Source organism: Treponema sp. OMZ 798, from assembly GCF_024181385.1.
Classification (GTDB): domain Bacteria; phylum Spirochaetota; class Spirochaetia; order Treponematales; family Treponemataceae; genus Treponema_B.
Map to the genome: position 1 here is coordinate 1,443,964 of NZ_CP051305.1, position 13,574 is coordinate 1,457,537.

Consider the following 13,574-nt stretch of genomic DNA (forward strand, 5'->3'; position numbering starts at 1 on the left):
GGCACCATTTGTGCCGAACTGTTTATCAAACCTCCTATACAATATCGGAAAAACTTTTTCTAAGGTTAATGCTTATACAGATACTGAAAATATTCCATGTCGGTTGAAAGAATTTTTTCGGTCTCGGGCAAGGAATTTTTATAAATTTCCATGCTCTTCCAAAAGCTGTAAAATTCGGGAGACTTGCCGTAGCTTTCGGCATAGATTGCAACAGCCTTTGCATCCGCATCGCCCTTTATCCTTTCAGCTTCGGCATAGGCCTGAGACAAGATAGTCCGTTTTTCGTTTTCCAATTCCCCTAAGATTTTAAGTTTTTCGCCGTCACCCGTAGACCTAAAAGTTCCTGCAATCTGGTTTCTTTCCTTTATCATTCGGCTGAACACGGAATTTTCAAGCTCATCCGAATACTTAATTCCTTTAAAAATAAGGTCAACCACTTCCAAACCGAATTCTCCAAGCTGGCTGTTTGCCCTCTTTAAAATCTCATCTGCAAGAGCTTCCCGGCCTTTTTTTATCACAGGAAAGCCAACCTTTTCGGTTTTTATCGAGCCTAGATCAACTTCGGCATTTTCAAGGTTAAACTCTTCATTGTTTTTGCTTTCATTTATAATATTGGAACTTCGAACAACGTCGGCAAGACTGTTCACCGAAATAATGTCTCTAACCGATGAATCTACAATATCCGAAAGGCGGGAATAAGCACTTTCATAGGTGGTAAGAGATTCATAAAACTTTTTTACGTCAACTATACGCCATCGGCTGGTGGTATCTACTTTGAGATATTGTTTTTCTAAAGTAAGAATTTTTTGAGGATCACCGTCCAAGCGCAGGAGCTTAGCCGTATACTTGTTTACGGTATGAATTAAGGGCATTTTAAAATGAAGGCCGGCTTCTTTTTCGGTCTTTACAACAGCACCGAATTTTGTGATGATGGCAACATTTCCCTCATTTAAAATATAAAAAGGCTTTAAGAATAAAAATAAAACAATTATAATAACTGCAAAGAAAAACCATCCGAGTCCTTTTTTATCTTTTTTTGTTTTTTCGGGCTTTATCTTATTTTTGGAAGAAGATTTTTCATATTGAACATCTTCAGCATTTACATTTTCATAGTTTTCCATAAAATCAATTTCCTCCCTTATTTAAATCTTTTAAAGGTAAAAAGCTTTTTAAGTTTTTATCTATGAGCGTAACGTTTTCATTATTTTTAAAAATAGAATCCAAAGTCTCAAGGTAGAGCCTTCTTCTCGTAATGTCGGGAGCCTTTACATATTCGGAATAAACGGCATTAAATCGGGCAACATCACCCTTAGCCTTGTTTATCCTTTCGGAAGCATAACCTCTTGCTTCTTCAATCATCTTTTGAGCTTCACCCTTTGCCTTAGGAATTTCCTTATTATAGGCTTCTTTTCCTTCGTTTATTAGCCTATTCATATCTTGAATTGCGATGTTTACGTCCTCGAAGGCAGCTTGAACTTCCTCAGGCGGAACAATGTTTTGCAGCTGAACCGATGAAACGGAAATCCCAAGTCCCATCTGCTTATATTTTTCATTCATTTTTTCTTGAGCCAAAACTGCGATGCTGTCGCGGTCCAAGCTGATTATGTCCATAATAGCCCTGTCGCCCACCAAACTGTTGACAACGGATTTTGAAACATCTCTGACTGTTTTATTTCTTTGAGATTCTTCTACATTAAAAAGCCAGGCCTTAGGATCAACTATTTTATACTGAATAACCCATTCAACATTTATAATGTTTAGGTCTCCTGTAAGCATCGAAGATTCGTGAAGCATTGAATTTTGATATTCGCTTCTTTCTCCCGACCGCGATGTTCTAAATCCGAATTCTTCCTTTTGAACGGTCTTAATAGGAACCTTATAAACTTGATCTACAAAGGGAATTACAAAGTTAAGCCCCGGAGCAAGGGTCCTTGTATATTTACCGAAACGGGTAACAACTCCGTTATCTGTTGTAGGGATAACCTTTATCCCCGAAAAGGCTATAAGAGCTATAACTATCAATACTATTATTGTACGTAAAGCTCCAAAAACCCTTGAAGGGTCAACCTTTTTTTGCTTCATTTTTTTCCTCCATGAAGAATTTATTTTTTTTCTTTCTAAAAACCTTAATTTTTAGAAACCGTACTTAACACTTCAGATTTTTCTTTTTCAAGTTCAGCCAATTTTAATTCAAGCTTCGCCTGTTTTTCACGCTTGCAATAAGGGCACTCAAAATGCTCGCCCTCAAGATAGCCGTGAATTGGGCATATCGAAAATGTCGGCGAAATTGAAAAATAAGGAATACGGTAATTGTTAGCAACAGCCTTAACCAGATCCCTGCATGATTCCCAATCCTTTATAGACTCGCCCAAGAAGATATGAAAAACCGTTCCGCCCGTATACTTACGCTGTAAACTTTCTTGATGATCCAAGGCTTCAAATACATCTGTAGTGTAGGCAACCGGAAGCTGACTTGAATTGGTGTAATAAGGCTCGGCATCCCCTGAAGTTATTATATCGGGAAACTGATTTTTATCGTGGCGTGCGAGTCTGTAAGAGGTACTCTCTGCCGGAGTGGCTTCAAGGTTGAACAAGCTGCCTGTTTCTTCCTGGAAGTCGGCAAGGCGGTTTCTCATGTATGTTAAAACCTTTTCGGCAAAGGCCTTTCCTCTTGCACTCACAATATCCTCTCCCAAAAAGTTTAAGCAGGACTCGTTCATACCGCAAATTCCTATAGTCGAAAAGTGGTTATTTAAATGATGTAAATATCTTTTTGTATAAGGGAAAAGGCCGCCTTCCAAGAGCTTTTCGATTACCTTACGCTTCATCTCAAGGCTTTGCTTTGCTATATCCATAAGATAGTCCAATCGGTCAAAATAGTCCTTTTCGGTTTTTGCGAGATATCCTATTTGAGGCATGTTGATGGTAACAACCCCTATGGAGCCTGTAAACTCATCCGAACCGAAAAGACCGCCTCCTCTTTTACGCAGTTCCCTTTTATCCAGTTGAAGCCGGCAACACATAGAACGGACATCCCCCGGGTTTAAGTCGGAATTTATAAAGTTTTGAAAATAAGGCGTACCGTACCGGGCAGTCATCTCAAAAAGCAATTTTGCATTAGGGCTTGTCCAATCAAAATCTGAAGTTATATTATAAGTCGGAATAGGATACTGAAAACCTCGGCCTGCGGCATCCCCTTCAAGCATGAGCTCGATAAAGAGCTTGTTTATCATATCCATTTCTTTTTGACAGTCACCGTAGGTAAAGTCTTGAGTCTCGCCTCCGACAACGGCCTTTTGGTTTGCAAGGTCGGGAGGGCAGACCCAGTCCAAGGTTATGTTTGTAAAGGGAGCTTGAGAGCCCCAGCGGCTCGGAGTGTTTACACCGTAAACAAAACTTTGAAGACATTGCTTTACGCTTGCTTCGTTCATGTTATCCTTTTTTACGAAGGGAGCCAAATAGGTATCAAAGGAGCTGAAGGCCTGAGCTCCGGCCCACTCGTTTTGCATAATGCCTAAAAAGTTGACTATCTGCTGAATAAGAGTCGATAAATGCTTGGGAGGCTTTGAGGTAATCTTATCCGGAACTCCGCCCAAGCCCTCGTGGATAAGCTGACGCAAAGACCAGCCGGCACAATAGCCTGAAAACATTGAAAGGTCATGGATATGAAAGGCTGCCGTTATATGGGCTTCAGCAATTGCAGGCGTATATATATTTTTAAGCCAATAGTTTGCCGTAATGGTTCCTGAGTTATGAAGAATAAGACCGCCCAATGAAAAATTTACATTGGCATTTTCTTTTACGCGCCAGTCGGATTGGCTTAAATAGCCGTCCATGGTGCTGTTGATATTGAGCATGAGGCTTTCCGCATCCCGCACAGCCTCCCTCTTTGCCCTGTAAAGAATATAAGCCTTTGCAAGGCGGGCTTCCTGCTGTTCTATTAAAACAAGTTCGACAACATCCTGAATTTCTTCGATTGCAGGGATAGAATGGGCATAGCGTGAAGCCATAATGGCTTTAAGCTTTTCTTCGACCTTGTCGGTTAAAAAAGCAGCCTTTTCGTCATTCGGGCTTCCTTCAACAGCAGCTATAGCCTTATTGATAGCTTTTTCTATCTTTTTTCGGTTATACGCCTCAATCTCACCCGATCGCTTTACCACAGAACGCAAAATTTCAGGCTTTGCTTTTTCCATAGTACCTAAAAAGGACTTCCACTCAGGAAAAACCGTTTGATTTGTAGTTTTTTCCTCCATAAACTTTTAATACCTCCCAATTTATTTACATTATTTAGTTATTTTTCGAACCTTTTTTACCTCGCTGACAAACTCATCCAAATTGCTGAATTGCTTGTAAACTGAGGCAAAGCGGATATAGGCCACCTTATCTATTGAATATAAATGAGACAGAACCATTTCACCCAGAGCAGTGGTTTCTATTTCTTTGTTAAGGCCGGAACTTAAAACTGCCTGATCTTCAATTTCGGTAACAATATTTTCTATAGAGTTTAATGAAACGGGACGCTTTTCAAGAGCCCTTTCAATGCCCTTTTCAAGTTTTTTACGGTCAAAGGGTTCCCTGCGGCCGTCCTTTTTGATAACCATAAAGGGTTTTTCTTCGATATGCTCATAGCTTGTAAAGCGGTAGCCGCAGGCAAGACATTCTCTTCTTCTGCGTATACAAGCCCCTTGAGCCAGAGTTCTCGATTCCATAACCTTATCGTCGCAATTTCCGCAATGCGGACATCTCATACTTTACTTACAGGATGCCTAAAAAGCCGGCATCCATCCCTCCCAAAAATAGCGTATCTAAATATATCCTACAGGATAACACACTATATATAGCGTGTCAAGCCGATATTTAATTATTTTTCGCCTAAAAGCTGTTTTATCTCGAATATTTCGGCAGACATGGCCGAACGCTGCATCGATTGATATTTTTTCGGGACCATCTCCTTGCTTGTGCACTCTATTGCCGCTACCAAATTTTGCAGTTCTATCTCATAGGGATAAGAAGGCGGAATAAAATCGGCTATAGTTTCCTCCAAGTCTTTTTGTATAACCATAGCACGGCCTTCAACAGTTGCATTCATTTTTGCCCGCACAAGTATGGCTTCAATATCTGCACCGGATACATCGAATTTAATCTTTTTAATAACAGAATTTAAGTTTACCTCATGGAGCTTGATACGGAGCTTTCTTTGGAGGGTTTCAAAAAGATCTAACCTTTCGGCATCGGTTTCGGGGTAAAAAAGAGCCAGATGCTCTTCAGCCCTGCCCTGCCGTTTTAAGTCGACAGGAATCAAATCGGGGCGGCAGGTAATCAAAAACCAGATAATCTTTCCCCGGTATGCAGTGTTTCCCATAAAATTCGCTATCTGGGCAAAGACCCTGCTCGAAGTACCCGATACATCGTTTGCAGTGCGGTTTCCAAGCACTACATCGGCCTCATCTATCATTACAGCCACAGGCGACATAGCCCGCAAAATATTTAAGACCTTTTCAAGATTCGATTCGGTGGCCCCCTGCCATTGGGAGCGGAAGTTGCGTAACCTAACCATGGGAATGCCTATCTCTCCTGCAAAGGCCGAAACTATAAAGGTTTTTCCCGTACCTATGGGCCCCGAAATAAGATAACCCATGGGAAGCACATCGGTTCTTGCAGCCTTTAAGGCCTTTGCAGCTATTTTAAAACGCTTTTTTACAAAGTCATGGCCTGAAACAAGGGAAAGGTCATAATCGGTATCTATAAATTCCAAAAGGCCGCCGGCCTCATTTTCGATAATCTCCCTCTTTTTGGCTGCCAAATAATCCAAACTTATGGGTTTATCATCTTGATAGGACTCCCCCACAAGCTGGTAAAGGTTTAAAAGATTTAGTCCCGAGGTTAGAGCTCCCATTCTTTCAGGACTTAAGCCTCTCTCGGCTAAAAGAATTTCTTCAGTACGTCTTAGATGTTCCAAAAAATTGACCCTCACGGCAGCATCCGGCAGAGGAATACGCACCTTTATTGTAGAAGGAGAGGCTGTAAGGCGCGGATTTAAGTCTGTGAGGTTTTCCGTAAGCATTATTATGGAGATATCTTCCCGTGTAAAAGAAGGCTCATGAGACCACCTGTTTAGGGTAACAAGGCAGTACCTGTCGGTTTCATCCAAATTTCCTATCTCATCGGCCGGAATTATGGTTTCGGCATAGTCTACAATAAGCACAATCCTCAAATTTTTCCCGAAATTAAGCACAAAGTACCTTTCAAGGTATGAAAAAGCCTCTTCCGGATCGCGGGACAAAAAGGCCGCAGGAGGCACATCGGGATAGGTTCTGTGCATTGTTTCAAGATAGGATCTTTCCATGTCCGATGTACAAAAAGAAATTCCTCCGGATTTATCGTAATACACTATTATATCTTGATTTCCAAAAAGAACCTCGGAAATATAGTCCCTTATTTTTACAAATAAAAAATTATGCCCGTATTCGGTTATTTGGTGAGGCAAAAAATCTCTTATATTTCCGTGTACAAAGTAAAGGTTTGCAGTTTTTGAACAATATTTTCTGGAAAGTTCCTGAGCCCATTCAGGCAAAATATCTATGTAGGCACTATTTTCTTTAATCAGCTGTTTTCCTGCTGCCATAATCCCTCCCGCCTTACAATAACCATACAACAAAAAAAATAAAATTTCAAGAAGAAATTGATTGCAATTTATAATTGTATTTTTTTTCCGCTTTGATTGTTATTTTTTGTTTTTTGTGCTATAATTAGTTTAGCTTATGAGAAGTTGAGGAGGAAGTATGAAAAAGCTTTACTTAGTTTTAATATGCTTGAGTCTTGGATCTCTTGTTTTTGCTCAATCGGCAGAAAAAGTTGATGAGATTTTGCAGTCTAAGACTTTGACAAGAGGTCAAGCATGTTACCTAGTAGGAACGGCAATTGGAGAGGTTAAGGAAACCGATTCTTATCAAGCTGCATTTGATAAATTTAAAGGTCTTAAGATGTTTGAAAACAAAAAATATGATGAGCCGATTAGATTTGACGAATTTTCAAATTTAGCCTTACAATACTCTTCAATAAAACATGGGTTATGGTATGGAATTACAAAAAGTCCGCATTATGCTTTTAGGCAGCTTAAGATAATGAAGATAATACCGCAAAAAACGGTTCCGTCTTCAAATATCACACCCTTTGCGGCAATTAATCTACTGGCAAAAATAATGCCCAAAGCAGATAAATAAGGAGAAAGAAATGAAAAAAATACGAAGCCTTATATTTTTCTTTTTGATTATTTCGGTGAGTCTTTCAGCCTTTGAAGCAGGCGGAATTTTTAAAACCGGTGTTGGGCTTGATTTTAGCAAACAAACCACAAATCTAACCCATTTCGACAGTATATCTCTTTGGGCCAAACAAAACCTCGATAAACAAGGAAATTATAACTTTGCCGTTCAGTCTTCATATTTGCTGAATTTAAAAAAACCTATAAAACCTAAAAGTGAATTTGACGTCAACAATCACCTTATGCATATAGCGAACTTGGATATGCTAAAATTCAGCTTTCTGATTCCCATAGGCGATAACAGCCTGAATATTGATGCAGGAAGATACAATATATCGGATATTACGGCAAAGATTTTAAATCAAAATATTGATGGTGTTTATGTTTCATATGATATGCCTCGGTTTTCAATGTTTTTTAATCTTGGGTATACAGGTCTTGTAAATGCTTATGTAAACCCCACAACTGCAGTAGATATAAAGTCCATAACCGAAAAGGATACAAAAGTTTACAAGCTTTCACCTTCTTTTGTTCATATGTCCGCATTATTCAGACTGCCCTTCGCTTCGCTGCGCCACAAGGTAGACTTGGATTTAAGTTCCTTTATTGCAACAACGAATGCAAAATCGACAAATAACTATATATCCATATCTGTAAACGGACCTATAGTAAAAGGTCTTTTTTATAATGCATCAGGATCATCTTCAATTATAACAAGGAATAAGAGGGAGACGCAAACAGGCTTCTTTCTCTTAGGAGAGCTTAATTATTATTTTGAAAAGTATAGTTCAAAAATAGGTTTAAAAACCGAATTGTTTTCCGGAGGAAGGAAAGCATTTAAAACCTTTACGCTTTCAAATGCTTCAAATGTGAGGTTTATTGAAACAAGCGATCTATGGAAAACGGGATTAAATGGGAGCATAAAACCTATACCTGATCTATTCTTAAGTACCGAATTCAACATTATGACGTATGGAGAATCTAAACCAAGAGGAATAAAATTTCTAAGAGGTTTGGAATGGACAGCATTGGTCAAATACACAATACTTCAAGATATAGCTCTAAGCGGGGACCTAGGTATGTTCATAGGAAAAAATGGAAAGTTTGATGCCCGAGTAGGATTAAAGGGCATAATTTCTTTCTAAAGTTTTTATAGGAGAATAAAATGAAAAAGATTTTTATTGTTATCAGCCTTCTTTGTCTTACCTTTTCTCTTATGGCAATGGATGGCGAAGTAGTAGCCGTTAAAGGAAAGGCAGAAATAAAAAAAGGCGGAAAATGGATTCCTGCAAAAACAGGAAATAAAATTGAATCGGGAAGCATGATTTCTACAGGGTTTAAGTCCGAACTAACTTTAAAAATTGACGGTTCGGTTATTACGGTTAGGCCTATGACAAGACTTACAATTGAAGAAATAGCGAAAAAAAATGAAGCCGTTTCTTCGGAAGTTTATCTAAATGTAGGCTCCGTAAAGGCTGATGTAAAACCGGCTTCAACAAAAAAAGTTGAGTTTAAGGTAAAAACTCCTGTTGCAACGGCTTCTGTTCGAGGAACATCAGGCGAAATCAGCTCCGACGGTCTTTTAATAGGAACTAGCGGATCATGGTACTATGCAAACAGTGACGGCCTTGAAACAAGGGTTCAGATAGGCGACTCCGTTATCATAAGCGATACAGGTATGGTAACTCCTGCCCAAAACATTAAGGCAAATGATGTTTTACCTCAATCTGTACAAACTCTTGCCGAAGCAGAGGCTAATTCACCTACAATGACACCTCAGAGCTTGACCATGGAGGATGCAGTAGATATTGCATCATCAGTAACAACAGTCAGCATTAATATCGGCTGGGAAGACTAAACTTATACCGCCCTTTGAAGCATTTTCAATAAAGGCTTCGAAGGGCGTTTTTTTTTCTGCCGGGATTTGACCTTTAAATCTTATCTTTTCTTCATAAGCCAATTCTAAATGTTCAACAGAAAACTCATCAAGATGCCGCTTTAAATTTTCCCATTCGGAATAGGAACACTCAAAAAGAAAAGTTTCTTTTTTGATAAGCTCTTCGGTTTGGGCTTCATTCAAGACAAGTTTTGCAGAATCCGAATAAGCCTTTACCAAACCGCCCGTACCCAAAAGAGTACCTCCGAACCGGCGTGTGACCGTAAGCATGATATTTGTGATTCCTGAACCCTTGAGTACTGCAAGGGCCGGTCTTCCGGCTGTCCCCGAAGGTTCTCCGTCATCCGAGCAGCCCAAGACCTCTCCGTTTTCGCCTGTAACAAAGGCATGAACAACATGACGGGCATCTTCATACTTTTCTTTTTGGATTTTTAAAAGCTCTCTGGCTTCAGATGCCGAATTTATAGGAAAAATTTCGGCTAAAAATCTTGAATTTTTTACGTTGAGCTCACTTGAAGCATACTGTATTAAAATTTTCATTTTAAAAGATTCTCCCTCTTTTTTAATTTCCTGTCGGAATAAAACATAGAAATTATGCCGGCCGTAAAGGGAAGCAAAGCAAATGCCAAACTATCAAAAAAAGTATCCGCCGTCATAAGAGGAAAAAGTGCAAAAATTTGAATAATAAAAAATATAAAATCATAAAAGCCATTCAATAAATAAGAAAAAATAAAGCCTGTAAAAGGAAATAAAATAGAAATAAAAATTGCCGCAAGACCTAAAATTAAAAAGGCCGATATAAGAGGACTCACAACTATAGAAGCAATGATACCAATCGGAGCCAAGACCCCTATTTTGCTTATTACGATAGGAGCTGTAAAGGTCTGCGCACCTATCGAAGCCGAAAAACTCCCCAATATTTTAGGAGGTATTTTTCCGTTTAAGATATCATATACGGCGCTTCCAAAGATTAGTATACCGGCCAAGGCACCGTAAGAAAGCATAAAACCTAGACTGAGAGCCTCATCAGGTTTTACGGCAATATGAAAAATGAGCATTGTACATAAAATGGAAATCATGGGAGGCTGCAGCCCCAAAGATTTTCCTAAAATAATTAAAATCATCATACCGAGGGCACGGTTAAGAGATGGAGCAGCCCCTGCAAACCAAACAAATAAAATAATGGAAACTAAAGAAAACTTTATTGCGAGGCTTTTTTTTCCGAATATAGACCCCATCTGCAGGGCAGTTAAGCTTACCAAGGAAACATGCATTCCGGAAAGGGCTAAAACATGGGCAAGCCCTGCATTTTTAAAAGCTTCCGAAACCGGAAGAATCAAAAAGTCTCTATTTGCAGAAAGAAGGGCTAAAAGTAAGGCTCCGGCACTTCCCCACCCTGACAATAAACGCATAAGGTAAAAACGCAAAAAAGCTCTTAATTTTAAAACAGCCGATCTCCAGCCTAAAAATTCCGGCACGGACTTATCGCCAAAAAAGGCTAAGGGGCTCAAGCCGTTTTTCTTTGCACCGAAACGTCCCGCAGTTTCAAATATTACGCCCTTAGAAAAATTGGTTAAAGCTTCTTTTCTTGAACCGGCCTTGTAGGACGAAATTCCGTAAGCATTATTTTGTAATACCAGCTCCGAAGGAAAAAATATTTTTATATTTCCCCTTGCAGAAAATTTAGCCCCATTCTTATATGAAAAAGATATCAGTCTGGCACTTGCAGCATAGTATTTTTCACCTGCAGGATAGGCTTCTCCTGTAAGCTCTGCCCGGATGCTTTCAACCTTACTTAATTCGGCAAGGGAAAAAGGCTCTGCAGATAGAAAAAAGAGACGCAATACGGCAAGACTTCCTATGAAAAGCCCCGCAAATATAAAACAAGACTTCTTTTTTCTAAATATAAAACCGATTATAAAACTTAAAATAAAAATAAAGCTTATTAAAAATTTATTAAAATAATTTTCTACTGCACAAAAAAAATAAAAAGATAGTATTGCTGCACAAGCAGACAGCACAACCGGTTTTAATACAAAAAAATTACAAGAGATCCTTAATTTTTTTTCATTTACCACTTTAACTCCTCTATGGCATTTCGAGAAGCTTGTTTAACCGTTTCAGAATAATTTAAATACTCAACATACAATAGATAGTCAAATGCGGTTTTGTCCCCAAGCTTTCTCAAAGCCGTAATTACACTGAGCATCAGGGGCTCACTGTATTGCTTTGTTTTTTCGGTTTCCGAATTTAACACACCTAAAAATATCGACAAATTTTGCGAACATTCGATTGTACCCAAATTTCCCATACAATCAATTATCTTCATAAGTAATTCATCGCCCCTTGAACTTGTTTTGCGCAATCCCTGAGCATAGTAAAAAAATTTGTTTACCTGAGAAGATGCCTTACTCCACTTTAACGCAGATAAAACAGGTAAAGCCGCCTCAATCAAATTTTCAGAGCTCTCAAGATCTGCACCCTTTAGATTTTTAAGCCCGTAGTCAATTACAAGCTCACTAATCCTTCCAAGTTCAGGGCCTTCAATACGCTTATTTTCTTTTGCCAATAAATACAGTGTCCATATATATTGTATGTTTTTTTGCATTGTTTTAGCCAAAATTTCATCAAAATAATTAAAAGAAATATTATTTAATGCGGTTTTTACGGTATTTTTTAAACTATCGTTTACAGGATAAAATAAGGTCTTAACTAAGATATCAAAGGATGAAGGATCGGCAAATTTCCCTAGAGCCTCGGCATAAACCGTCAAAAGATTCACATTAAAAGCCTTGCCCGAAATTAAATCGGATAAGCCTGCATCATAAAGAGAATTAAGATAATCCGTAAAGGCTGAATCTTTTTGAACCAACTTACTGAGGCTTTTTAGACAGGCTATTTGAAAGTCTTCATTTTCAACCGTAGAAAATAAATAGCGTATATTTCCTGAGGACTTTACCTCATTTAACTCTCCAAGCTTGGTTACCGCAATTATACCGATATTTAATAATCTGTCATCATTTTGCAATATCTCATAAGAAGTTTTAACATATTCCACAGCATCTTGATATACGGGAATTAAGGTTCTATCATCCGATTGTGAAAGTGAACGCAAGATAACAAGTTTTACATCTATCCCTGCGGAAATAAAATCTTTACGCAAATTCAAAAGCTCATCTTGGTCTATAGCAAAACCGGAAACAAAACAAAAGATAAAAACTAAAACAAAAACTATCTTTTTCATACAGAACCCTTACCTTCTGCAAAATCATAGAATATTTGATCTTCCATTAAACCGTCTTGCAAAAAATTACCATCTTTTCTTTCTTGGCTATTGCTTGACAAAGCATCGTTTTCTTCATTTAAAATATTGCTTATAAATCCGGTATTATCATCAACGGCTATGTTATATATGTAAGATAAAATAGCATTTTTCATTCTTTGATCTAAAAATTCACATTGAAAGTGTATCCTTGATTTATTCAATGGTTGATCATATACAAAACGGACAATTTTACCGCACATTACAATCTCGGTATTTTTTAGTTTAAATTGCAGCTTCATTCGAATACCCTTTGCAGCCTTGCCTCTTACAAAAAACATAGCTCCGTCTTCCGATATATCCTTTACATTTGTTTTTACACCTCCTTGAGTTTCATAATCGGAGTTATAAGGATCACCGGCCCGGAGAGGAAACATCAAGCCTTCAATATCACATGAAGCTCTAACCGATTTTCTTTTTTGTGTACGCACAATTTTTTTTGAATGTTTAACATAAACTTCTATACGGTCATCTATTTTTTTTGCCTTGGCGGATTCAGAAACAAAAACATATCCTGCATCATTTTGTTTCCAAAAATAAACTTTTATAGCCTTATTTTGCCAATTAACTTTTTCGGCTCTTTCTGCAGATGCATCAAACAGGGCAAATACAAGCTCATCCTTAGTGTTTGCCATAAGCTTGCCGTAAACGGTTGTTTCTCGCGGCACAAAGAGAATGCAAATTTGGCCGATATAAATTTCGTGAGTCGATTCAAGCCTTCGCTTTTTTTGAACCTCTTCCAACTCAATCTTTGTACGGTAATCATAGAGTTTGTTAAGTAAAATCTGCATTTTTTGGGAAACATCGGCATCCAGCTTGTTTTCAACCTGACGGGCAATAAATCGTATACATTCGTCCAAGGCAGCAACCGACCAAAAAAGACGTGTTTTGTCTTCAAGGCCTACATAATTGGCTGTCCGCCATAACAATAAAAGATTGGAAAACAAAAAGCCCCTATCCTTCCCTTCGGTAAAAAAGCGGATTGAGTCCAAAAATTTTCTTCCGGGAAGAGTAAACGAGAAAGCTACCAATAAAAGAAATACAATCACAAAAACTATAAGAATATACATGTTTATCTCTTTATGATATAATAT

At 38.3% G+C, this 13,574-nt stretch carries 12 protein-coding genes; 3 read left to right on the plus strand and 9 right to left on the minus strand.

What is annotated here, in order from left to right; genetic code table 11:
* Positions 1-65: 65 nt before the first annotated feature.
* The 5 genes from hflC to E4O07_RS06830 form a co-directional block, all read right to left on the minus strand.
* Positions 66-1,121: a protease modulator HflC gene (gene hflC / locus E4O07_RS06810; RefSeq protein WP_253684709.1), complete on the minus strand. Its 1,056-nt coding sequence runs from the start codon at positions 1,119-1,121 to the stop codon at positions 66-68.
* Between the two features lie 4 nt (positions 1,122-1,125).
* A complete protein-coding gene (hflK, locus tag E4O07_RS06815; RefSeq protein ID WP_253684711.1) occupies positions 1,126-2,082 on the minus strand; it encodes an FtsH protease activity modulator HflK in 957 nt (318 codons plus the stop codon).
* Positions 2,083-2,126: 44 nt separating this feature from the next.
* On the minus strand, positions 2,127-4,253 hold the full coding sequence (locus E4O07_RS06820; protein ID WP_253684713.1) for a ribonucleoside triphosphate reductase: 2,127 nt from the start codon (positions 4,251-4,253) through the stop codon (positions 2,127-2,129).
* Positions 4,254-4,283: 30 nt separating this feature from the next.
* Positions 4,284-4,748 (minus strand): transcriptional regulator NrdR, encoded by a 465-nt coding sequence (gene nrdR / locus E4O07_RS06825; protein ID WP_253684714.1) that lies wholly within the window; start codon positions 4,746-4,748, stop codon positions 4,284-4,286.
* 113 nt (positions 4,749-4,861) lie between these two features.
* On the minus strand, positions 4,862-6,625 hold the full coding sequence (locus E4O07_RS06830) for an ATP-binding protein (RefSeq protein WP_253684715.1): 1,764 nt from the start codon (positions 6,623-6,625) through the stop codon (positions 4,862-4,864).
* A 157-nt stretch (positions 6,626-6,782) separates the two neighbouring features.
* On the opposite strand from E4O07_RS06830, the gene E4O07_RS06835 reads away from it, so the two are divergent.
* The 3 genes from E4O07_RS06835 to E4O07_RS06845 are packed head-to-tail and all read left to right on the plus strand — an operon-like array spanning position 6,783 to position 9,119.
* Positions 6,783-7,223, plus strand: coding sequence for a hypothetical protein (locus E4O07_RS06835; RefSeq protein WP_253684716.1), 441 nt, complete (start codon positions 6,783-6,785; stop codon positions 7,221-7,223).
* 10 nt (positions 7,224-7,233) lie between these two features.
* Entirely contained in the window at positions 7,234-8,406 is a 1,173-nt protein-coding gene (locus E4O07_RS06840) for a hypothetical protein (RefSeq protein ID WP_253684717.1), read from the plus strand.
* Between the two features lie 20 nt (positions 8,407-8,426).
* Complete coding sequence (locus tag E4O07_RS06845; RefSeq protein WP_253684718.1) at positions 8,427-9,119, plus strand: FecR family protein; 693 nt, start codon at positions 8,427-8,429, stop codon at positions 9,117-9,119.
* On the opposite strand, the gene E4O07_RS06850 is transcribed toward E4O07_RS06845, so the two are convergent.
* Genes E4O07_RS06850 through E4O07_RS06865 form a run of 4 tightly spaced genes read right to left on the minus strand, consistent with a single transcriptional unit; the run spans position 9,078 to position 13,550 of the window.
* Positions 9,078-9,698, minus strand: coding sequence for a YigZ family protein (locus E4O07_RS06850; RefSeq protein ID WP_253684719.1), 621 nt, complete (start codon positions 9,696-9,698; stop codon positions 9,078-9,080). The genes E4O07_RS06845 and E4O07_RS06850 overlap by 42 nt on opposite strands.
* Positions 9,695-11,236 carry a ComEC/Rec2 family competence protein gene (locus tag E4O07_RS06855; RefSeq protein WP_253684720.1) on the minus strand — a complete coding sequence of 514 codons (1,542 nt, stop codon included), beginning with the start codon at positions 11,234-11,236 and terminating at the stop codon, positions 9,695-9,697. The genes E4O07_RS06850 and E4O07_RS06855 overlap by 4 nt, the downstream gene beginning before the upstream one ends.
* The gene (locus E4O07_RS06860; protein ID WP_253684721.1) at positions 11,230-12,402 is read right to left on the minus strand and encodes a hypothetical protein; all 1,173 of its coding nucleotides are present in this window, start codon (positions 12,400-12,402) and stop codon (positions 11,230-11,232) included. The genes E4O07_RS06855 and E4O07_RS06860 overlap by 7 nt, the downstream gene beginning before the upstream one ends.
* The gene (locus E4O07_RS06865) at positions 12,399-13,550 is read right to left on the minus strand and encodes a PilZ domain-containing protein (protein ID WP_371921968.1); all 1,152 of its coding nucleotides are present in this window, start codon (positions 13,548-13,550) and stop codon (positions 12,399-12,401) included. The genes E4O07_RS06860 and E4O07_RS06865 overlap by 4 nt, the downstream gene beginning before the upstream one ends.
* Between the last annotated feature and the right edge of the window lie 24 nt (positions 13,551-13,574).